The organism is Prevotella sp. C0209C1 (assembly GCF_056583855.1).
Map to the genome: position 1 here is coordinate 15,028 of NZ_JBWPJP010000003.1, position 22,078 is coordinate 37,105.

At 36.7% G+C, this 22,078-nt stretch carries 19 protein-coding genes; 9 read left to right on the forward strand and 10 right to left on the reverse strand.

Annotation, left to right across the window (positions count from 1 at the left end; all coding sequences use genetic code 11):
* Positions 1-15 precede the first annotated feature (15 nt).
* The 7 genes from rplD to AC1DCD_RS01170 all read right to left on the reverse strand — a co-directional run bounded on the left by rplD (position 16) and on the right by AC1DCD_RS01170 (position 6,173).
* Positions 16-645 carry a 50S ribosomal protein L4 gene (gene rplD, locus AC1DCD_RS01140; protein ID WP_008448323.1) on the reverse strand — a complete coding sequence of 210 codons (630 nt, stop codon included), beginning with the start codon at positions 643-645 and terminating at the stop codon, positions 16-18.
* On the reverse strand, positions 645-1,259 hold the full coding sequence (gene rplC, locus AC1DCD_RS01145; RefSeq protein WP_008448336.1) for a 50S ribosomal protein L3: 615 nt from the start codon (positions 1,257-1,259) through the stop codon (positions 645-647). Before rplC ends, rplD begins: the two co-directional genes overlap by 1 nt.
* Positions 1,260-1,310: 51 nt before the next feature.
* The gene (gene rpsJ / locus AC1DCD_RS01150) at positions 1,311-1,616 is read right to left on the reverse strand and encodes a 30S ribosomal protein S10 (RefSeq protein WP_008448278.1); all 306 of its coding nucleotides are present in this window, start codon (positions 1,614-1,616) and stop codon (positions 1,311-1,313) included.
* Positions 1,617-1,705: 89 nt separating this feature from the next.
* On the reverse strand, positions 1,706-3,820 hold the full coding sequence (gene fusA, locus AC1DCD_RS01155) for an elongation factor G (protein WP_008448272.1): 2,115 nt from the start codon (positions 3,818-3,820) through the stop codon (positions 1,706-1,708).
* 37 nt (positions 3,821-3,857) lie between these two features.
* Complete coding sequence (rpsG, locus tag AC1DCD_RS01160; RefSeq protein ID WP_008448289.1) at positions 3,858-4,334, reverse strand: 30S ribosomal protein S7; 477 nt, start codon at positions 4,332-4,334, stop codon at positions 3,858-3,860.
* Positions 4,335-4,539: 205 nt separating this feature from the next.
* Positions 4,540-4,923 (reverse strand): 30S ribosomal protein S12, encoded by a 384-nt coding sequence (gene rpsL / locus AC1DCD_RS01165; protein WP_004335835.1) that lies wholly within the window; start codon positions 4,921-4,923, stop codon positions 4,540-4,542.
* Positions 4,924-5,267: 344 nt separating this feature from the next.
* On the reverse strand, positions 5,268-6,173 hold the full coding sequence (locus tag AC1DCD_RS01170) for an IS982 family transposase (RefSeq protein WP_464639397.1): 906 nt from the start codon (positions 6,171-6,173) through the stop codon (positions 5,268-5,270).
* A 582-nt stretch (positions 6,174-6,755) separates the two neighbouring features.
* On the opposite strand from AC1DCD_RS01170, the gene AC1DCD_RS01175 reads away from it, so the two are divergent.
* The 9 genes from AC1DCD_RS01175 to rbr all read left to right on the forward strand — a co-directional run bounded on the left by AC1DCD_RS01175 (position 6,756) and on the right by rbr (position 16,417).
* Positions 6,756-7,361, forward strand: a complete 606-nt coding sequence (locus tag AC1DCD_RS01175; protein ID WP_464639399.1) for an FKBP-type peptidyl-prolyl cis-trans isomerase — start codon at positions 6,756-6,758, stop codon at positions 7,359-7,361.
* Between the two features lie 32 nt (positions 7,362-7,393).
* Positions 7,394-8,284, forward strand: coding sequence for an FKBP-type peptidyl-prolyl cis-trans isomerase (locus AC1DCD_RS01180; protein WP_464639401.1), 891 nt, complete (start codon positions 7,394-7,396; stop codon positions 8,282-8,284).
* Between the two features lie 92 nt (positions 8,285-8,376).
* Positions 8,377-9,342, forward strand: a complete 966-nt coding sequence (locus AC1DCD_RS01185) for an FKBP-type peptidyl-prolyl cis-trans isomerase (protein ID WP_464639403.1) — start codon at positions 8,377-8,379, stop codon at positions 9,340-9,342.
* Between the two features lie 243 nt (positions 9,343-9,585).
* Complete coding sequence (locus AC1DCD_RS01190; protein WP_019035872.1) at positions 9,586-10,062, forward strand: Lrp/AsnC family transcriptional regulator; 477 nt, start codon at positions 9,586-9,588, stop codon at positions 10,060-10,062.
* Between the two features lie 42 nt (positions 10,063-10,104).
* Complete coding sequence (locus tag AC1DCD_RS01195; RefSeq protein ID WP_464639405.1) at positions 10,105-11,961, forward strand: membrane dipeptidase; 1,857 nt, start codon at positions 10,105-10,107, stop codon at positions 11,959-11,961.
* A gap of 35 nt (positions 11,962-11,996) precedes the next feature.
* Positions 11,997-13,028, forward strand: a complete 1,032-nt coding sequence (locus tag AC1DCD_RS01200; protein ID WP_464639407.1) for a M28 family peptidase — start codon at positions 11,997-11,999, stop codon at positions 13,026-13,028.
* Between the two features lie 305 nt (positions 13,029-13,333).
* Complete coding sequence (locus AC1DCD_RS01205; RefSeq protein ID WP_008447979.1) at positions 13,334-13,603, forward strand: co-chaperone GroES; 270 nt, start codon at positions 13,334-13,336, stop codon at positions 13,601-13,603.
* Positions 13,604-13,653: 50 nt separating this feature from the next.
* Positions 13,654-15,282, forward strand: a complete 1,629-nt coding sequence (gene groL / locus AC1DCD_RS01210) for a chaperonin GroEL (RefSeq protein ID WP_353585514.1) — start codon at positions 13,654-13,656, stop codon at positions 15,280-15,282.
* A 481-nt stretch (positions 15,283-15,763) separates the two neighbouring features.
* Entirely contained in the window at positions 15,764-16,417 is a 654-nt protein-coding gene (gene rbr, locus AC1DCD_RS01215; protein ID WP_008448005.1) for a rubrerythrin, read from the forward strand.
* A gap of 182 nt (positions 16,418-16,599) precedes the next feature.
* On the opposite strand, the gene AC1DCD_RS01220 is transcribed toward rbr, so the two are convergent.
* The 3 genes from AC1DCD_RS01220 to guaA all read right to left on the reverse strand — a co-directional run bounded on the left by AC1DCD_RS01220 (position 16,600) and on the right by guaA (position 22,045).
* Positions 16,600-18,849, reverse strand: coding sequence for a cation:proton antiporter domain-containing protein (locus AC1DCD_RS01220; protein ID WP_464639410.1), 2,250 nt, complete (start codon positions 18,847-18,849; stop codon positions 16,600-16,602).
* 93 nt (positions 18,850-18,942) lie between these two features.
* Positions 18,943-20,166, reverse strand: a complete 1,224-nt coding sequence (gene pepT / locus AC1DCD_RS01225; RefSeq protein WP_008447947.1) for a peptidase T — start codon at positions 20,164-20,166, stop codon at positions 18,943-18,945.
* A gap of 334 nt (positions 20,167-20,500) precedes the next feature.
* Complete coding sequence (gene guaA / locus AC1DCD_RS01230; protein ID WP_008448068.1) at positions 20,501-22,045, reverse strand: glutamine-hydrolyzing GMP synthase; 1,545 nt, start codon at positions 22,043-22,045, stop codon at positions 20,501-20,503.
* Between the last annotated feature and the right edge of the window lie 33 nt (positions 22,046-22,078).

Sequence of the window (22,078 nt, forward strand, 5' to 3'; positions counted from 1 at the left end):
TGCTGTCTCCTAATTTTACTTGGTTAAGATTCCGTCTATCACTTTTAAAGAATTCTCCGTAATAACAAGCACATCTGCATTAAGTACTTTATACGAATTAAGCTGTGCTGCTATCATTACTTCAGACTTCTTCAAATTGCGAGCTGACAAATATACATTTTTTTCTGCTTCTGGCAAAACTAAAAGTACTTTCTTGCCATCAACTTTAAGATTTTTAGTAATATTTACAAAATCTTTTGTCTTTGGAGTATCTAGCTTGAAATCTTCTACAACAACAACAGCATTCTCCTGTGCCTTATAAGACAAGGCCGATTTACGGGCAAGAACTTTTACTTTCTTATTCAACTTGAAGCTATAGTCACGTGGTTTAGGTCCAAACACACGACCTCCACCAACAAGTACTGGTGAGTTTATATCACCACGACGAGCTCCGCCGCCACCCTTCTGACGCCCAAGTTTACGAGTAGAACCAGCATGTTCACTTCTTTCCTTCGACTTAGCAGTGCCTTGTCGCTGAGCTGCTAAATATTGCTTAACAGCAAGATAAAGAACATGATTATTTGGTTCAATACCGAAGATATTCTCGTTAAGAGTTACCTTACGGCCGGTCTCCTGACCTTTGATATCTAATACGTTAATATCCATTATTTTTCAATTATTACGGTTGAACCATTGCATCCAGCAACACTCCCTTTTACAAGAAGTATATTGTGTTCTGGAATAACCTTTAACACTTGTAAATTTTGAGTTGTAACACGATCGCCACCCATTTGGCCTCCCATGCGCATACCCTTAAAAACTTTAGCTGGATAAGAACAAGCACCAATAGATCCCGGCTTACGTGCACGGTCGTCCTGACCGTGAGTAGACTGACCTACACCACCGAAACCATGACGTTTAACAACGCCTTGGAACCCCTTACCCTTAGAAGTACCAACAACATCTACATACTTTGTGTCGTTAAATAATTCAACAGTAATGGTGTCACCGAGGTTATACTCCTCGTCAAACTTGAACTCGGCCAAGTGCTTCTTTGGTGTTGTGCCGGCTTTCTTAAAATGTCCCTGCAAAGGCTTAGAAGTTCTCTTCTCTTTTGCCTCGCCGAAACCTAACTGAACAGCCTTGTAACCATCTTTTTCTACAGTTTTAACCTGGGTTACAACACAAGGACCAGCTTCGATAACAGTGCACGGTACATTCTTACCGTCGGCACTGAAAACGGATGTCATTCCGATTTTCTTTCCTAATAATCCTGGCATTTCAATTTAATATTTAATATAATAAAAATTTTCTTTATTTAAAGTACTATCCTATACCTTTATCTCAACTTCAACTCCTGAAGGTAACTCCAGTTTCATTAAAGCATCAACAGTTTTAGCTGTAGAGCTATAAATATCGATTAAACGCTTAAAACTTGATAACTGAAATTGCTCACGAGACTTCTTATTAACGAAGGTAGAGCGATTAACTGTATAAATACGCTTATGTGTTGGCAATGGAATAGGACCACTAACCAAGGCACCTGTTGCCTTAACTGCTTTAACGATCTTTTCTGCTGACTTATCTACCAACTGGTGATCGTAAGATTTCAACTTAATACGAATCTTCTGACTCATCTTTTTCTTTAATTTTAATTTTATTTTTATATCTGAACATTAGTATGCCCCCTATAAGAGTCATTCGCTATAGGGGGATAACTTATTGTTTATTTCACTAAATCTGAATTACCTTTCAGCTCATCTAAGATTTCTTTAGCAAGATTAGCCGAAACAGGAGAATGGTGATCATACTCCATAGAAGAGGTAGCACGACCTGAAGTTATAGTACGTAAAGCTGTTACATAACCAAACATCTCTGACAATGGAACCATAGCTTTAACAATACGAGCACCGCTACGAGCTTCTTCCATACCTTGTACTAAACCTCTACGCTTGTTCAAGTCGCCTATAACATCTCCCATGTTTTCTTCAGGAGTAACAACTTCTACCTTCATTATAGGTTCCATCAGCACAGGTCCTGCTTTAGGTGCTAATACTTTAAATGCTTGATGAGCAACAAGCTCAAAAGATAACTGGTCAGAGTCTACAGGGTGGAAAGAACCATCGGTTAGAGTAACCTTAAGCCCTGTAAGAGGGAATCCACCAAGAACACCATTTGATAGGCAATCTCTGAATCCTTTTTCTACAGAAGGGATAAACTCCTTAGGAACATTACCACCTTTAACAACGTTGATAAACTGTAAATCGCCCTCAAAGTCTTCATCCTTAGGCTCTATAGTAACATCGATACAAGCAAACTTACCACGACCTCCAGACTGCTTCTTATAAGTTTCGCGACTCTGTGCAGCCTTTGTAATAGCCTCCTTGTAGTTTACTTGTGGCTTGCCTTGATTACACTCCACCTTAAACTCACGCTTCAAACGGTCTATAATAATATCCAAATGAAGCTCACCCATTCCTGATATAATAGTCTGACCACTCTGTTCATCAGTACGAACTGTAAATGTAGGATCTTCTTCTGCAAGTTTAGCAAGACCATTATCAAGCTTAGCTACATCTGCCTGGCTCTTTGGTTCTACAGCTATAGATATTACAGTATCAGGGAAAGTCATAGATTCGAGTACTATAGGTGCATTCTCATCACAAAGAGTATCACCTGTACGAATATCTTTAAAGCCTACACCAGCACCAATATCTCCAGCATCAATAGAATCCATAGGTATTTCCTTGTTAGAATTCATCTGGAACAAACGGCTTATACGCTCTTTTTTCCCTGATCGTGGGTTATAAACATACGAGCCTGCTTCTACCTTACCAGAATAAACGCGGAAGAACACTAAACGCCCCATAAATGGGTCGGTAGCAATTTTGAATGCAAGTGCTGCAGTAGGTTCAGATTCACTTGCCTTGCGCTCTTCTTCCTCTTCAGTATCAGGGTTAGTACCTGTTATGACTACAGTATCTAACGGAGAAGGTAAGAAAGCACAAACATAGTCAAGTAAAGGCTGAACACCCTTATTCTTATAAGAAGACCCAAGCAACATAGGGCAACATTCCATAGCTATACAGCCTTTACGAATAGCTGCGATAATTTTATCTTCAGGAATATCTTTACCTTCTAGATAAAGTTCCATCAACTCATCATCAAAGTTAGCTGCACCCTCTAACAATTTATCACGCCATTCAGCAGCTTCATCAGCAAGCTCAGCAGGAATATCTTCTATATCATATTCTGCTCCCATAGTTTCATCGTGCCATAAGATAGCCTTCATTTTAATAAGGTCTACTACACCTTTAAAGTTCTCTTCAGCACCAATAGGAATCTGAATAGCTATAGGGTTTGCACCTAAAATATCTTTCATCTGAGCCACTGTCTCAAAGAAATCTGCACCAGAACGGTCCATTTTGTTAACGTAACCTATACGTGGTACATTATATTTATCAGCCTGACGCCATACTGTTTCTGACTGTGGCTGAACACCATCTGCAGCAGAATAAGTAGCGACAGCACCATCAAGAACACGTAGAGAACGTTCTACCTCAGCAGTAAAATCGACGTGTCCCGGAGTATCTATCAAGTTGATCTTATAAGAATTACCTAAATAATTCCAATTACAGGTTGTAGCAGCAGAAGTAATAGTAATACCACGCTCTTGCTCCTGAGCCATCCAGTCCATAGTAGCAGCGCCATCATGCACCTCACCTATTTTATGAGTTTTACCTGTATAGAAAAGGATACGTTCAGAAGTAGTCGTCTTACCAGCATCAATGTGAGCCATGATGCCAATGTTACGAGTTAAATGTAAATCGCGATTAGCCATTTTTTTATTTTACCTATTTTATAATATCAGTACTCGATTAAAATCTAAAATGAGCAAACGCACGGTTAGCTTCTGCCATACGATGCATATCTTCCTTACGTTTATAAGCACCGCCTTGATTATTGAAAGCATCAACAATTTCAGCTGCAAGCTTCTCTGCCATACTCTTTCCGCCACGCTTACGTGCAAAAAGGATCATATTCTTCATAGATACACTCTCCTTACGATCAGGACGAATCTCGGTAGGAACTTGGAATGTAGCACCACCTACACGGCGACTCTTTACCTCTACTTGTGGAGTAATGTTATCAAGAGCTTGCTTCCATATCTCAAGAGCCGACTTCTCTTCGTCTTTAACCTTACCGGCAACTATATCAAGAGCATCGTAAAAAATTTCGTAAGAGGTATTCTTCTTACCATCATACATTAAGTGGTTCACAAACTTAGAAACCTTTTGATCATTAAACTTTGGATCAGGAAGGATTATACGCTTCTTTGGTTTTGCTTTTCTCATTTTCTTTTTTAAAATTTTATATTCTGCGGAGGCTGTCGTAATATTTTCGTTCTTCAACGTTCTCTCCAGAACATTTACTCAACCTTGTTATTAACAATTCTCCAGCAAAACTATCTTAACTATATTTCTTTTATTTTAAGCACCAAGCTATCAGTCATCTCCGACTTTTATCAGCTCTTAGCTTTAAGATTTTAAATACTAAAAATTACTTTTTAGCAGCTTTTGGACGCTTAGCTCCATACTTAGAACGACGCTGTGTACGATTAGCTACACCTGCGGTATCAAGTGTACCACGAACAATATGATAACGAACACCTGGGAGATCTTTTACACGACCACCACGAACAAGAACGATAGAGTGCTCTTGCAAGTTGTGCCCCTCTCCAGGAATGTATGAGTTAACCTCCTTTTGATTTGTTAAACGCACACGAGCAACCTTACGCATTGCTGAATTAGGCTTCTTAGGAGTAGTCGTATAGACACGAACACAAACACCACGACGCTGAGGACAATTATCCAAAGCAGGCGACTTGCTCTTATCTACGATATCCTTTCTGCCCTTTCTTACTAACTGTGAAATAGTAGGCATAATTTTAATTTTTATTTATATATTTATTTTATTTATTATCAGCTTGTTATGACTATTAAAACGTTACTCTTTAGATTAAAAAAGAACATTACGCCATTTCAGAGTGCAAAGGTACAAACTTTATTTCTAATAGACGCCTACCTTTAATAAGTAATATTTTAGGAAAACTTATAATTAACAATAAATAACTTTTATTTGTTTATTTACATTGTTTTAATTTCCACCTTATTATAATATATATAGGTTACTACATTTACCATGCACCAAACTTAATACTCTAAAAAAAATCTACTTTATAAAAGTTCCTACTATTCTTTTATATAATTAACGTGAGTTCGATGAATTCAGAACAGAGCAAGCTGTGTATCAATAGTCCTTTGTACATTTATACACGGCTTCTTTGGAAACAGACAATAAGCAGCAATAGCTCCTAATAAGTTGACGATGAAATTGTCAAAGCATCTATGTCTGGAGTGTTCCACTTGTGCAATGTTCTTAAGCTCGTCGTTTACCGTTTCTATAATGGCTCTTTTTCTGAGTAAAAGTCTGTCTGAAACACTCATTAAAGCTCCTTTCATGTTACTTTTCAATTTGGTAATAAGCTGTATTCCGTCAACGAATAGCCTTTGAAAGAGGTTCTTGCCTATGTATCCCTTATCACCGACCAGCTTACCATATATAAAATCTATGAATGCTTTGTACTCCAAAGGCTTACGGTCATCAACATCTCCCGGAGTTATCATAAAATTGAGAAGCTCTCCTTTCTCATTGCAAATCAAATGTAATTTGAAACCGAAGAACCAACCCATAGAGCATCTTCCTCTTTGAGCTATGCCTTTGAAAACTTTGTGAATATGTATTCTTTGGTTTTTGCAGACACGCAGTGGTGTGCTGTCAACGAAGCTTATACCCGTGCATTTGCCCAGCAGGACCTTCTTGATAAACAAGGTTAAGGGTACGGCTACATCCCTTTCCAACTCTACTATACGGTTATAAGAAACAACTTTTGGAAATAGATGGCGAAGCTGCTTGCATACTTTTTCAAGATAGAAATGTTTGAAGCAACGATAACCAGAATCGTGGAAAAGGATCATTATCAGCATAACTTCTGCCTTTGACATTGTAGAATTTCGATGATATTTCCTTTTTCCTATAGGTTTTAGCGTATATTTTGCAGTCATTGCATCAAAAAACTTGCAGAAATTATCTGCCATACAAAATATTTCAGTAACTTTGTCTTCGGTGATCATAGCGATTTTTGTTTGTAATTATTTGTAAATCAATATCATAAAGTTACAACAATTTTCGCTAATCACCAAATTTATAGACACTTATAATTCGTCGAACTCACGTTAATTAACAACATCGAAAAGTTTATAGTAATCAATAATCTATTAATAACACACGTATCAACATTTTTAAATACACTTTTCTTTCAGGCTTTACAAGGCTTTAATATCTTTTTCCATCTCACCACCATTTTAACGTGTAAAAGTAATATAAAGAAAGACTAAAGATAACACTTTTTACAAAGAAAGATAAGTTGTTACTATGAAAAATAATTTATTTTTGAGCGATTTTTAATTTATTTTTATATTAAAAATAGATTATTTTTGCTGCTCGCGTCTTATTTTCATATCATTAAAAGTCGCCATGTAAACAGATAAAAGATCAAATATTTATTATTTATCTCCTTAAAAAAGTATAGTAACACTTTAAGCTAAAATATAAATCTATACAAATTTAGTAATTTTAATTAGCTGAAATGCTATTCATTGTAGCAAAAATATTATCTTTGCAGCTAATTATAATTAACACACAAAACAAATTAGATGGACAAATTAAGCTATGCCTTAGGCATTGGTATCGGAACCCAGTTGTCAGAAATGGGTGCTAAAGAGCTAAATATTGACGATTTTGCACAAGCAATAAAGGATATTCTTTCTGGCACATCACTAAAGATGGAGCAGGGCGAAGCCCAGCAACTATTGCAAAAATTCTTTCAAGAAAAGGAATCTAGGCAAGCTGCAGCAATGGCTGAGGCTGGTAAAGCTTTCAAGGAAGAGGGTGAAAAGTTTTTAGCAGAGAATGCAAAGAAAGAGGGTGTAAAAGTGTTACCTTCTGGTCTTCAGTATGAGATATTACGTGAAGGCACAGGCAAGCAGCCTTCTGCAACATCTACAGTAGAGTGTCATTATGAAGGCACACTCATAGACGGTACAAAGTTTGATAGTTCTTACGATCGTAACCAAACTGCTACTTTTGGGCTTAATCAGGTTATAAAAGGCTGGACAGAAGGTGTACAGCTAATGAAAGAAGGAGCTAAGTATCGTTTCTTCATTCCTTACACACTAGCTTATGGCGAGCGTGGTGCAGGTGGTTCTATACCTCCATGTGCAGCGTTAATATTCATAGTAGAGCTTGTTGCTGTAAAATAAAAAAAGAGAAAATATAAAATAATAATAACGAAATGAAAAAAATCACATTCGCTGCTGCCGCTATTATAGCAGCAACAGTTTTCACTTCTTGTGGAAACTCTAATCCAAAAGCAGAATTAAAATCGGACGTAGACTCGTTAAGTTATGCTATCGGTATCGACCAAGGTCAGAACGTCAAGCAATATCTTGCTTCTATGAAGATAGATACTGCTTATATTGACGAGTTTGTTAAGGGTCTAAACGATGCTACTAAGAGTGCAGATGACAAAAAGAAATCGGCTTATAATGCAGGTATAGGTATTGGTCAGCAAATTAGTCAGATGATTAAGCAGCAGATTAATAAGCAAATCTTTGGAGAAGACTCTACACAGAGCATATCTATAAACAATTTCATAGCAGGCTTTGCTGCATCTGCAAAGGGTAAGGGTCAGAAGATAACAGTGCAGCAAGCTCGCAAGATAGAACAAACTGTAGCTGCTGCTATTCAGGAAAAGAGCGCAGAAAAGACATATGGTGCTTACAAAAAGCAGAATGAGACTTACCTTATAAAAAATGCTAAGAAAGCAGGTATTAAGACATTAGGTCAAGGTGTTCAGGTGCTTGAGATAAAGAAAGGCACAGGAGTAACACCTAAGACTTCTGATATTGTAAAAATAAACTACGTTGGTAAAACTATAGATGGTAAGGTTTTCGACCAGCGCGACGGAGCTACCATGCCTGTAAGCGGGGTTATACCTGGCTTTACAGAGGCTTTGACAAAGATGCCAGTAGGGTCTAAATGGGAAATAACCATACCAGCCTCAGCAGGTTATGGTGCAAGACAAGCAGGTCCTCAGATAAAGCCTTTCTCTACATTGATATTTACAATAGAGCTTGTATCTATAGAGAAAGCTCCTTCTGCAACTTCTCCTGTACAGAAATAAGCTATTATATATATACTAATGGTGCGGTAAGGTCGATTCTAAGGAATCGACCTTATTGTAATAAACAAGTATTATTATAAATAAAAGAAAACATGAAGAAAATTTTAACTTTAGTAGTCATCATTATGATTAGTGGAGCATTCTCAAGTATAAGTGCTCAAAGAAAGAAAAACAAGGAAAGGGTAAAAGTAGAGCAAAAGGTAGCTGATAAGATAATATTAACTACCCCTTCTGATACATTAAGCTATGCAACTGGCGCAGCTGTTACAGGAGGTTTAGACCAATATTTATCACAAAAATACGGTATAGAAGAAGCTAATAAGGTCTATTTCCTTCGTGGTCTTAAAGAGGCTTTTAATCGTCGTTCTGATAAAGCCTTTTTAGCTTACATGGCAGGTTTTGCTATTGCAGAGCAAATACAGAAACAAATATTGCCTAATATAAAGTCTCAATTTAAAGAAACAGGGGTTAATATAGACGATGATAAGCTATTTGCAGGGTTTGTTGCAGCATTAGAAAAAGATAGCAGTGTGTTTACTCAAGCTAAAGCAGAAAAATATTTTGAAGCAAAACGCATAGCTTTACGAGAAAGTAGGGACAAGGCTAACAAAGAAGCTGGCGAACGTTTCTTATCAGAGAATGCAAAGAAAGATGGTGTTATCACCACAGCTACAGGGCTACAATATATAATATTACAAAAAGGAACAGGCCCCATACCTACCAAGGATAGCCAAGTAAGAGTAGTATACGAGGGGAAGACTATAGATGGAAAAGTGTTTGACGCCACTTCTCTACATGGTAAAGACTATGACGTCTTTGGTGTTAGCGGTCTTATAAAAGGCTGGACAGAAGCTCTTTGTATGATGCCCGTAGGCTCTAAGTGGACTATTTTCGTGCCTCAAGACTTGGCTTATGGTGCGCGTGGAGCAGGCGAGAAGATAGCTCCCTACTCTGCTTTAATATTTACTATGGAACTAAAAGGTATTGAGAATAAAGCTGAAGAAAAGGCTGAACCTGCAAAGAAAGTTATTAAGAAAGCTACAAAGAAGCAAAAATAAAAGAGTTTCGAGATATATTTAAAAAAGCACTTTAAATAAAAAAATGCGCCTATTGGGCGCATTTTTTATAACATATTGTTTGCTAATAAAAATAGATTATTTACTTTTGTTTATTCTATTAGGATCTATGCTATGTGAATAGCTTTCTATCAATAAGGATATGTTCACAACCGTGTAGGTGCTACATAAAAATATATATTATAACTAACACATAATTCTCTATTGTTTAATACAAAACAAAAAATGGGAAAAATAGACAAATTAGATAAAAAGATCCTGAGTATTCTATCACAAAATGCTCGTATGCCTTTTAAAGACGTGGCTGCAAAATGTGAAGTTTCGCGTGCTGCTATACATCAACGTGTACAACATTTAGTAGAAAAAGGTGTTATTACGGGTAGTGGTTATTATATAAATCCGAAAAGTTTAGGTTATTCCACTTGCACTTATGTAGGGTTAGACCTTGAACGCGGTTCTATGTATAAAGAGGTAGTAGCTCGGCTAAATAACATACCCGAAGTAGTAGAGTGTCATTTTACTACAGGTCCTTACACCATGCTTGTAAAACTATATGCTAAGGACAATGAGCAATTGATGGATTTGCTGAATAACAAAATGCAAAGTATACCGGGTGTGGTATCAACAGAAACGCTTATTTCTCTCGAACAAAGCATAAAGAGGGAAGTGCCTGTTGTAAACAATTCTAACGAAGAAGAATAATCAAAAATATAAGAAAAAACAGAAAGGAGAAAAGAAAACAGAATGGATTATAATCTACAAGCTCATCTTCAAGAGGTATATGATAGGTTTCCAGAATATAAGAACATGCCTATAATAGGTATAACAACCAATCATACTGACACAGATGCCACATTGAGAGAGGTATATTATGAACAAATAGTAAAAGCAGGAGGTGTACCTATGTTGCTACCTCCCATCGCTGATAAAGATGTAATACTAAATAGTTTGGAAAAGATAGATGGTTTGTTACTTACTGGTGGCGGTGATATTAATCCGCTTTGGGAGGGTGAAGAGCCATCACCACATTTACATAACATTAATGCTAAACGCGATTTAGCCGAACTAATGATTACCCATCTCGCTTTCAACAGGCAAATACCTATAATGGGCATTTGTCGTGGTATTCAGACTATGGTAACAGCTTTAGGTGGAAAAGTACAGCAGGATATTTATGAAAACTATATAGAAGACACGTGTTCTGATAATGAAAAAATGGGGAAAACCCAGTCTGTAGCTACTTTTCATTCTGCAAAAATAAAACATTCACAAGACGCAGATAAAGCAGAACCTACACATAGCGTAACTGTTATACCAAACACTATTTTATCTTCTATCTATAAAACGGAAAAAATTTTTGTTAATTCATATCACCATCAGTCTGTAAAAACACCTGGTAAACATTTTCAAGTATCAGCACTTGCTCCAGATGGAGTTATAGAGGCTATAGAAAGTGTAGAATGTAAGCCCTTAATAGGAGTGCAATGGCATCCTGAATGGATGGGAGAAGAAGGAGGGAAGCTATTTTCGTGGCTTGTAAAACAGGCAAGTATATTTTGTTCTGCTAAACAAGTACATAAACACATTCTTACCCTTGACACCCATTGTGATACACCAATGTTCTTCCCTCAAGGAGTACATTTTGAGAAAAGAGACCCTCGCATACTTTATGACCTACACAAGATGACCGAGGGACGACAAGATGCTGTGTCTATGGTAGCTTATCTTCCACAACCTAAAAAAGGAGAATCGTTTGCCTCAAAAATAGATATTGAAGGACTAAAACGATATAATCCTGATCTCAAAGAGCAACTTAACATTATCACCCCTTTTAGCTATACAAATTTTATTTTTGACAAAATAGAACAGATAGTACATCAAAATAGCAAATATTTAGCTATTGCACGCACACCGTCTGACCTCTATGAAAACAAACATAACAATAAAAAAAGTATAATATTAGCCATTGAAAACGGGCTTGCTATAGATGGGAAGCTCGAAAATGTTAAACATTTTGCACAACGTGGAGTATCATATATCACCCTTTGTCATAACGGAGATAATGACATTTGCGACTCTGCACGTGGCTCAAACACTCATGGCGGTATAAGCCTTTTTGGCGAAAAGGTAATACAAGAAATGAATAAAAATGGCATTATGGTGGATCTTAGTCATGGGGGCGAGAAGAGTTTTTATGACGCTTTAGACATAAGCCAAAAGCCTATAGTATGCAGCCACTCTAACAGTAAAGCTCTTTGCGATGTTCCTCGTAACCTTACAGATGACCAAATGAGAGCACTTGCCGCAAAAGGAGGTGTAGCTCACATCACGCTTTATCATGGTTTTTTAAAAACACAAGGTCAAGTCACTATACTTAACGCCATAGAACATCTTGAGCATGCCATAAAGATTATGGGTATAGACCACGTTGGTATAGGTACCGACTTCGATGGAGATGGCACCATAAAAGGAATGGCTGATGCCAGTGAGATGATTAATTTTACCATTCACTTACTTCGTCGCAAATATAATGAGCATGATATAGAAAAGATATGGGGTAAAAATTGGCTTCGTGTTATGGCGCAAGTGCAACAAGTTTAATAGTTTTTTTTAGAATTTCACACAACAGAATAAACATGAAAAAAAATATAACATTTCTTCTTTCTGCCCTTATTTTAATAATAATAGCTACATCTACCATAAGCTGTAAAGGAAAGAATAATTCTAAATCATCTAATAATGACGAGCAAAAAGATGTATCTACAGCTAAACCTGTAGGACCTAATTTCAATGAAGACTCAACTTATACCTTCATTGCTGCACAATGCAAGTTTGGCGAACGTGTAATGAACTCGGACGCACATGAAAAATGCAGAGCATGGATAGTAAAAAAATTTAAAGAATATGGCTGTACTGTAAAAGAGCAAAAAGCCAACTTAAAAGGCTATGACGGTACCATATTAAGGGCTACTAACATCATTGCACAATATAATCCCAATGCAAAAAAACGTATTTTGATATGTGCTCACTGGGATTCTCGTCCTTGGGCTGACAACGATCCCGACTCTTCCAACCATAAAAAACCTGTTATGGCAGCTAACGATGGTGCAAGTGGTGTAGCTGTTATGATAGAACTATCTCGCATATTAAACAAGAAAAAGCAACCATTAAATATAGGTATCGATTTCGTTTGCTTCGATGCCGAAGACTGGGGAGTACCCTCATGGGAACATACTGTAACAGATACCGGAGAGAGTTGGGCTTTAGGAGCACAATACTTTGCTGATAATTACTATAAGAAAACAAAACCACTATTTGGTATTCTCTTAGATATGGTAGGTGGCGAGGGAGCACAATTTTATCGTGAAGGAATGTCTATGCAGTATGCTCCTGACGTTGTTGAGCGTGTATGGAATGCCGCTAAAGAAGCAGGATATGAATCTTTTTTTCCTGATGATATGGGGGGAATGATTACAGATGATCATATTCCTATAAATAAAAAAGCTGGTATTCCTACAATAGATGTCATTCCATACTATCCTGATTGCCAACAAAGCTCTTTTGGTCCGACATGGCATACCATATACGACACTATAGAACATATTGATAAAAACAGCTTAAAAGCAGTAGGGCAAACTATGATACAGGTTATCTACACTTATAAATAATATGTTTTACGATAAAAACGTTTAGCTAATATTACACCTTTCTTTGGTGTACATATTAGCTTTTATATGTTGCTTTGAAGGAAAAAACTTCTTTACACCTATTTCGCAAGGCATAACAACAAAAGATGCACACCTCTTAAAATAAGAAATAAGTAAAATCTTTATCTGCCATCTTGGCATGATTTTATGTCAGAAGCCTACCTTTGGCACGATTTTGGCATATATCATAGCGAAAAGCCTAATATTATATATGGGCTATCCAAAAAAGATAATACAGATTTAAAACTTTTAAAAATATAATAATTATGACAATCAAACCATTAGCAGACAGAGTATTGGTACTCCCTGCACCAGCAGAAGAAAAAGTAGGTGGAATTATCATTCCTGATACAGCTAAAGAAAAGCCACAGCGTGGCAAAGTAATAGCAGTGGGCAATGGCACTAAAGATGAAGAAATGATTCTGAAGGTTAATGACGAGGTGTTATATGGCAAATATGCTGGCACTGAGATAGAGTGTGAGGGTGAGAAATATCTTATGATGCGCCAAAGCGATGTTTTGGCAGTAGTAAAATAAGAAAGCAAAGTATTACAACATTTTTTTTTAATATAAAGTAAGTAAAAACAATGGCTAAAGATATTAAGTTTGACAAAGACGCACGTGAGCTATTAAAGAGCGGTGTTGACCAGTTGGCTAACGCAGTAAAGGTAACCCTTGGTCCTAAGGGTAGAAACGTAGTAATAGGCAAGAAGTTTGGTGCTCCTCAAATAACTAAAGATGGTGTAACTGTAGCTAAGGAAGTGGAGCTTGAAGATACTTTTGAGAACGCTGGTGCACAGCTTGTTAAGAGTGTAGCAAGCAAAACTGGTGATGATGCTGGCGATGGTACTACCACAGCTACCATTCTCGCACAGGCTATAGTTAACGAGGGCTTAAAGAATGTAGCAGCAGGTGCCAACCCTATGGACTTAAAACGTGGTATAGATAAGGCAGTAAATAAGGTTGTAGATTTTATAAAAGATAGTGCCGAGATAGTAGGTGATAACTATGACAAGATAGAGCAAGTAGCTACTGTATCTGCTAATAATGACCCTGAAATAGGTAAGCTATTAGCTGACGCTATGCGCAAAGTTTCTAAAGACGGTGTAATAACAATAGAAGAAAGCAAAACTCGTGAAACATCTATTGGTGTAGTAGAAGGTATGCAGTTCGATCGCGGTTATCTATCTGGCTATTTTGTAACCGATACAGATAAGATGGAGTGTCAGATGGAAGATCCTTATATCTTGCTTTACGATAAAAAGATTTCTTCTGTAAAAGACTTCCTTCCTATTCTCCAGCCTGTTGCAGAAAGTGGTAGACCATTATTGGTAATAGCAGAAGATGTCGACTCTGAGGCTTTAACAACACTTGTTGTAAACCGTCTTCGTGCAGGTTTGAAGATATGTGCTGTAAAGGCTCCTGGCTTCGGCGATCGTCGTAAGGCTATGCTCGAAGATATTGCAGTGTTAACAGGTAGTGTCGTTATCAGCGAAGAGAAAGGCTTAACCCTTGACAAGACAACCTTAGACATGCTTGGTCATGCTAAGAGAGTTACCGTTAGCAAAGACTATACTACTATAGTAGATGGTGATGGCGAGAAGCAGCTTATAGCAGATCGTGTGGCACAAATAAAGACCGAGATAGCTAACTCTACAAGCTCTTACGATAAAGAGAAATTGCAGGAACGTTTGGCTAAACTTTCAGGTGGTGTTGCAGTGTTATATGTAGGTGCTAACTCTGAGGTAGAAATGAAAGAAAAGAAAGACCGCGTAGACGATGCTTTATGTGCTACTCGTGCAGCTACTGAAGAAGGTGTTGTTGTAGGTGGAGGTACTACATACATTCGTGCACAAGAGGCTTTAGAAAATCTAAAAGGTGAAAACGGTGATGAGCAAACAGGTATAAACATCGTATGCCGTGCTATCGAAGAGCCTTTACGTCAGATTGTATTCAACGCAGGTGGCGAAGGTGCTGTTGTAGTAGACAAAGTACGTCAGGGTAAAGGCGACTTTGGTTACAATGCTCGCAAAGAACAATACGAGGATCTTCGCGCAGCTGGTGTTATTGATCCTGCTAAAGTTGCTCGTGTAGCATTAGAGAATGCCGCTTCTATCGCAGGATTGTTCCTAACTACAGAATGTCTTATCGTAGATAAACCAGAAGAGACCCCAGCTATGCCAGCAATGAATCCTGGTATGGGTGGAATGATGTAATGTTGAAAACAATTTAAACATCATAATAAATTAATAAATCAAGAAAAAGCTGTCCCTTAAATAATAAAAAGGGGCAGCTTTTTATCGTTATACTAATAAATATAAAAAGAAAAACTATAAAGATTTTTCTCATAATAACAAAACACAAGAAAACACTGTAACAAATCAATACCATAGCATTCACAACTATTATACACAAACCAAAGCTGTCTATTTACTAAACCATAATCATTAAATGAAAACAAAAAACATTACTACTTAGAAAATGTAAAAATAGACCGCATAAGATTATTTTCTTTTCCTTTTTCAGAAAATATTACAAAAAGAATATTTATCTTTGCACCACTTTTAAGCAGTTAACATCTGCTTTAATAAAGATAAGTTACGACATATTCTCTTGCTACAAACAAGAAATATACTAACTTATTCTTTTCCCTAAAAAGGGAAAAGCTATATAAAAACATTATGAAATAAAAACATTATGAAAAAAGTATTTATTTGTACCGTATGTGGGTACATGTATGAGGGCGAGGAACCATTGGCTGAATGCCCTGTATGCCATGCTAAAGCAAACAAAATGGAAATGATAGATTCTGAAAAGCTAAAAGGAACTAAAACTGAAGCTAATCTTCAGGCAGCTTTTTCTGGTGAAAGTCAAGCACATACTAAATATCTATACTACGCTTCAAAAGCTAAAAGTGAAGGTTACGAGCAGATAGCAGGCTTCTTTACAGAAACTTCTATCAACGAGAAAGAGCATGCTAAACTATGGTTTAAGATTTTACATGGAGGTGTAATACCCACTACAACTACCAATTTGGAAAATGCCGCAGATGGTGAAAACTATGAGTGGACAGATATGTATGACCAAATGGCTAAAGACGCTATAGAAGAAGGGTTTAAAGGTATAGCTACCAAGTTTAAGCTCGTAGGTTCTGTAGAAAAGCATCATGAGGAACGTTACCGTAAGCTACTAAAGAATATCGAAGATCAAGTAGTATTCTCACGTGATGGAGATGCAATATGGCAATGCCGTAACTGTGGTCATATAGTAATAGGTAAGAAGGCTCCAGAGTTCTGCCCTACTTGCAACCATCCAAAGAGCTTCTTCCAATTACAAGAAAACAATTTCTAAACTCTTTTCTTTTTTGTAAAAAAAATAACAACTTATCATTTCATAAATATAGGGTGATGTTATATCTAACATCACCCTATATTCTATCATATAAACATCTATACCACCTATATTAATAAAGGTATAATATATAAATAATACAACGAAAATACTTAGATTAAAACAATCTCTTTTTTATCTAACTACCCTCCTATGTTTTTAAGATCTTTCTCCTCACCTACTACCCATATAACATCACCTGATACTAAAGGTATGTTAGGATTTATGAGAGTGAGCTTTTGTTGTCCCTGCTCAATACCTACTACCATACAATTATAACGATCGCGCAAACCACTTTCTTGAATGCTCTTACCAACAAAAGGACTATCTGACGCTATTACTATCTGACGAAGTTTCATCTCACGCTTCTCTATATCTATATCATAGTCAATAACATCATGCTCTATAGCCGAAGAAAACTTCGTTAACTGCTCATCATCACCAATAGCCTCTATTTTGTCATTTGGAAAAATATGCACACTACCATTAGGGATATTTATACGTCTACTACCACGAATTATGCTACTTATATGTACACCAAAACGAGTTCTAAGCTCTAAACTACTTAACGACTTACCTGCCCACAATGAGCCTTCTGGCACTTCTATAGTTCCTATATGTATATCACGGTCGAGAAGGTCATTTGCAAACTGTGGCTTAGCCTCACCCCGTATCTGTGCATGAAGATCACGATTACGAAGATTTTGCACAAATACACGTTCTAAAGATATACTACGAGCCTTTAATGTGCGAGATAATACTATAAGCAACAGCACTATTAATGCCACTACTATAATAAGAGCTGTACGAAAACGAGATAAATAATTAATAACATAAAAGACAAAACCCATTGCTACAAAACCTCGAATAACCATAGTACCTATTAAAGAAAGACGGTTAAGACGATTACGAATCCATAAAATACGAAACTCTTCAGAATGATTTATTTTCATCAAAATAGAACGTAAAAACGGACTTATCAATGCTAATGTAACAACACCACAAACAGTATTACCTACCCACTCCACATTAAACCACTCTACAGATATATTACGCAAATATGGTAATAACACTGAAAACATCACCACTATGACAGCTATAGACAATATACTATAAATCAAAGTACTAGAAATCATCGACTTTACAAGACGGTGCCAATAACGCTCATTTATAGGATTATAAGTAGGAGCTGCCTGAATATGCTCTAAACGACGTACCCAATACTTAGGAAGAATCCGAGTAAGAAGATTATAAGCAGGCTCACCTGCACGTATCATATAAGGAGTAAGAAATGTAGTAATTACCGATACTGCAACAACTGCAGGGTAAAGAAATTTTGCTATTACACCCAAAGATAAACCCAAAGAGGCTATAATAAAAGCAAACTCGCCCACTTGAGCCATAGAAAAGCTACAACGCATAGATGTCTTCAGGGGTTGACCACTAAGAAAATATCCTAATGTACCAAATATAATCTTACCCAAAAGTACTGTTAGCGTTAGCAAAAGAATAGGCACAGCATACTTCACTAATATTACAGGATCTACTAACATACCCACTGAAACAAAGAAAATAGCACCAAAAAGATTCTTAACAGGCTCAACTAAATGTTCTATACGTTCAGCTTCCACTGTTTCTGAAAGTATACTACCCATTACAAAAGCACCAAAAGCTGCACTAAAACCTACCTCTGTAGACAATACTGCCATTAAACAACACAAACCTAAAGCTACTATAAGCAACGTCTCATTATTAAGATACTTACGCACAGAACGTAATATTAAAGGAATAGCAAAAAGTCCAATAACAAACCACAACACAAGAAAGAATACTATTTTTATCAAGCTACCTAATATCTGACTACCACTAAGACTATTACCAGCTGCAATTGTACTAAGCATCACCATCATTACAACAGCAAGAATGTCCTCCAAAATGATAACACTCATCACATTTATAGCAAACTTTGTTTGCGTCAATCCCATATCAGTAAATGCTTTATATATAATAGTAGTAGAACTTATTGCTATCATACCACCTAAAAACATACAGTCCATCTGCTCCCAACCAAAGAAACGACCAACAACAAAACCTAAAAAGGTCATTGAAAAGGTTATTATCATACTTGATATAATAGGAGATGCACCCATCTTTAATATCTTCTTAATAGAAAACTCTAAACCAAGCGAAAATAATAAAAAGATAACCCCTATATCTGCCCATGTATGAATATTAGCCTTATCTATCACGCTCATTGTATAAGGCATATGAGGAGATACTATAAAGCCTGCTACTATATAACCAAGCACTAACGGCTGATTAAGTTTTTTAAAAATAATCGTAACAAAGGCTGCTACTATAAGAATCAAGGCGAGATCAGAAATTAAACTCATAAAAAGAAATATGTTCTTATGTTTTTCAAAGAAAAAGAGAGAAACTTCTCATTATACATAAAAAAGAAGCTCTCTCTCTATAATAAAATATTATTAAGCATTATAATCGGCTGTAAGACGACATAAATTTACTATAACTTCCATGGCTTTCTTCATAACCTGAATGGAAACAAACTCATGAGGTCCATGAAAATTAACACCGCCCGCAAATATGTTTGGACAAGGTAATCCTTTGAAAGACAACTGTGCACCATCTGTTCCACCACGAATAGGCTGTACCTTAGGAGCTACACCTGCTTCATGCATAGCCTGAAGAACAAGATCAATAACATGCATATTAGGCTCTATCTTTTCCTTCATATTATAATACTGGTCGGTAAGTTTTAGTTCTACAGTGCCATCACCATACTTTGCATTTAGCTTTTTTACACAAGAAGCTATGAATGCCTTACGAGCCTCAAAACGCTGACGGTCATGATCACGGATAATATAACTTAAAGTAGCCTCTTCGCAACGACTCTCAATACCCAACAAATGGTAAAAACCTTGATAACCTTCTGTCGTTTCAGGAAGCTCATCCTTTGGTATCATAGACTGAAATTCACATGCTAATACACTTGCATTAATCATCTTACCTTTAGCATAACCAGTATGAACACTTCTACCATGAATCAATAGCTTTGCTCCTGCCGCATTAAAATTTTCAAACTCTAATTCTCCTATATCACCTCCATCAATGGTATAACCCCATTCACAACCAAATTTCTCTACATCAAAATGATGAGCGCCCATTCCTATCTCCTCATCAGGATTAAACCCAACACGAATATCACCATGTTCTATCTCAGGATGATCACGAAGATAACACATTGCTTGCACTATCTCTGCAATACCAGCTTTATCGTCTGCACCAAGAAGAGTTGTGCCATCAGTTACTATAAGATCTTCACCTTTATGCTCTAATAACTCAGGAAAACGTGAAGGTGAAGACACCATATCATCATTCAAACGAATATCACCTCCATCATAATTGCTTATTATACGAGCTTTAACATTAGCACCACTTGCATCAAGAGCTGTATCATAATGAGATATAAAACCTATTGTTGGGATCTTACGCTTACTATTAGATGGTAAAGTGGCATAAATATAACCCATACTATCCATTTCTACGTCTTTTAATCCCTCTTTCTCTAATTCTGATTTTAGATATTTAGCAAAGACGAGCTGCTTCAAAGTGCTTGGTATAGTATCCGACTCATCTGCAGACTGAGTATCAAACTTAGTATAATTAATAAATCTTTCTTGTATTTCCATATTCTAACTTATTGTCATTTTGAATACAAAGATAAGAATAAAAAAGAAAAACGATTGTTTTTTTTCATATTATTTATTACTACGCTAATAATACTTATCTTTTCTACTTTTCTGCTTAATACCCATATTAAAAAAAACCTTGGCTGATATCACATCACCCAAGGAATAAATACTAAAACTAAATTAACCACTAAAAAAACTTTTTACAAAAGTACATCTTATCATATATTTATGCAAGTAACATATCTTAATATTACCGTAGCTTTAACATCTTTTGTACAAAGATATAAACAAGATACATTACTTTTAAAATAATATTTTCCTTCTATATAGTCTACTCCCATTCTATTGTCGAAGGAGGCTTTGAAGAGATATCGTAACAAACTCTATTTACTCCTCTTACCTTACGGATTATCTCATTAGAAACATCAGATAAAAAGTCATAAGGTAAATGAGCCCAATCGGCTGTCATTGCATCAGTAGAAGTTACAGCACGTAATGCTACCGGATGCTCATACGTGCGTTCATCACCCATAACACCTACGGAACGAATAGTAGACAACAGCACACAACCTGCTTGCCAAACATTATCATAAAGACTCGATCCATCAGCCATAATATAATTATACATCTTCTCTATATAAATATCATCGGCTTCTTGAAGGATGTGAACTTTCTCACGAGTAACATCACCCAATATACGAACTGCTAATCCAGGACCTGGAAAAGGATGACGCTTAATAAGACGTTCAGGCATATTCAAAGAGTACCCCACACGACGAACTTCATCTTTAAAAAGCCACTGAAGAGGTTCACATAGCTGCAAATGCATATCAGAAGGAAGACCTCCCACATTATGATGACTCTTTATTACCATTCCTGTGATACTTAAACTCTCTATTCTATCTGGATATATAGTACCCTGAGCAAGCCACTTAGCATCGGTAATTTTCTTAGCCTCTGCGTTAAACACCTCTACAAAATCACGACCTATAATCTTACGCTTCTGCTCAGGATCGGTAACTCCCTGAAGATCATTAAAAAACTTATCCGAAGCATCAACCCCCACTACATTTAAGCCTAACCCTTTATACGCCTCCATAACCTTATTATACTCATTCTTACGGAGCATACCATGATCGACAAATATACAAGTAAGGTTACTACCTATGGCTTTATTTAACAACACAGCACAAACTGAAGAATCTACTCCACCTGACAAACCTAATATAACACGATCATTACCCAACTGGTTTTTAAGCTCCTCTACAGTAGTATCTATAAAAGATGCTGCACTCCAACTCTGCTTACTGCCACAAATATCTACAACAAAATTTTTAAGTAACTCAAAACCTTGTAAAGAATGATATACCTCAGGATGGAACTGTACCCCCCATACTGGTATATTCCTAAAGGCATAAGCAGCATACTTAACATCAGCAGTAGATGCAACAATATCACAATCTACAGGAATTGCTGTTATTGTATCACCATGCGACATCCACACTTGAGAATGCTCATCGAACCCCTTAAAAAGAGCATTATCTGTATTGACAGTAGCCAAATTAGCACGACCATATTCACGAGTGCCCGTCTGCTCCACCTTACCTCCACATTCTTGAGAAATAAACTGTGCACCATAACATATACCAAGCACAGGTATCTTACCCATAAAATCGCTAAGATCTACCTTAAAAGCCTCAGGATCATGCACTGAATAAGGGGAACCTGAAAGTATAACACCTATAACAGAGGGGTCATCTTTAGGAAACTTGTTGTAAGGAAGAATCTCACAGAAGGTATCCAACTCGCGCACACGGCGACCTATAAGCTGGGTAGTCTGTGAACCGAAATCTAAAATGATAATCTTTTGTTGCATATCTTGTTTTGTTTTTGTTAAGAGAAAGCTTAT

Coding starts and splice junctions, on each gene's coding strand:
- AC1DCD_RS01190 (WP_019035872.1), top strand. CDS start 9,586: ATGGGAAAAATAGACAAATTAGATAAAAAGATCCTGAGTATTCTATCA.
- AC1DCD_RS01220 (WP_464639410.1), bottom strand. CDS start 18,849: ATGAGTTTAATTTCTGATCTCGCCTTGATTCTTATAGTAGCAGCCTTT.
- rpsG (WP_008448289.1), bottom strand. CDS start 4,334: ATGAGAAAAGCAAAACCAAAGAAGCGTATAATCCTTCCTGATCCAAAG.
- AC1DCD_RS01205 (WP_008447979.1), top strand. CDS start 13,334: ATGACAATCAAACCATTAGCAGACAGAGTATTGGTACTCCCTGCACCA.
- groL (WP_353585514.1), top strand. CDS start 13,654: ATGGCTAAAGATATTAAGTTTGACAAAGACGCACGTGAGCTATTAAAG.
- AC1DCD_RS01170 (WP_464639397.1), bottom strand. CDS start 6,173: ATGATCACCGAAGACAAAGTTACTGAAATATTTTGTATGGCAGATAAT.
- rpsL (WP_004335835.1), bottom strand. CDS start 4,923: ATGCCTACTATTTCACAGTTAGTAAGAAAGGGCAGAAAGGATATCGTA.
- rplC (WP_008448336.1), bottom strand. CDS start 1,259: ATGCCAGGATTATTAGGAAAGAAAATCGGAATGACATCCGTTTTCAGT.
- AC1DCD_RS01185 (WP_464639403.1), top strand. CDS start 8,377: ATGAAGAAAATTTTAACTTTAGTAGTCATCATTATGATTAGTGGAGCA.
- fusA (WP_008448272.1), bottom strand. CDS start 3,820: ATGGCTAATCGCGATTTACATTTAACTCGTAACATTGGCATCATGGCT.
- guaA (WP_008448068.1), bottom strand. CDS start 22,045: ATGCAACAAAAGATTATCATTTTAGATTTCGGTTCACAGACTACCCAG.
- AC1DCD_RS01180 (WP_464639401.1), top strand. CDS start 7,394: ATGAAAAAAATCACATTCGCTGCTGCCGCTATTATAGCAGCAACAGTT.
- rplD (WP_008448323.1), bottom strand. CDS start 645: ATGGATATTAACGTATTAGATATCAAAGGTCAGGAGACCGGCCGTAAG.
- AC1DCD_RS01195 (WP_464639405.1), top strand. CDS start 10,105: ATGGATTATAATCTACAAGCTCATCTTCAAGAGGTATATGATAGGTTT.
- rpsJ (WP_008448278.1), bottom strand. CDS start 1,616: ATGAGTCAGAAGATTCGTATTAAGTTGAAATCTTACGATCACCAGTTG.
- pepT (WP_008447947.1), bottom strand. CDS start 20,166: ATGGAAATACAAGAAAGATTTATTAATTATACTAAGTTTGATACTCAG.
- rbr (WP_008448005.1), top strand. CDS start 15,764: ATGAAAAAAGTATTTATTTGTACCGTATGTGGGTACATGTATGAGGGC.
- AC1DCD_RS01175 (WP_464639399.1), top strand. CDS start 6,756: ATGGACAAATTAAGCTATGCCTTAGGCATTGGTATCGGAACCCAGTTG.
- AC1DCD_RS01200 (WP_464639407.1), top strand. CDS start 11,997: ATGAAAAAAAATATAACATTTCTTCTTTCTGCCCTTATTTTAATAATA.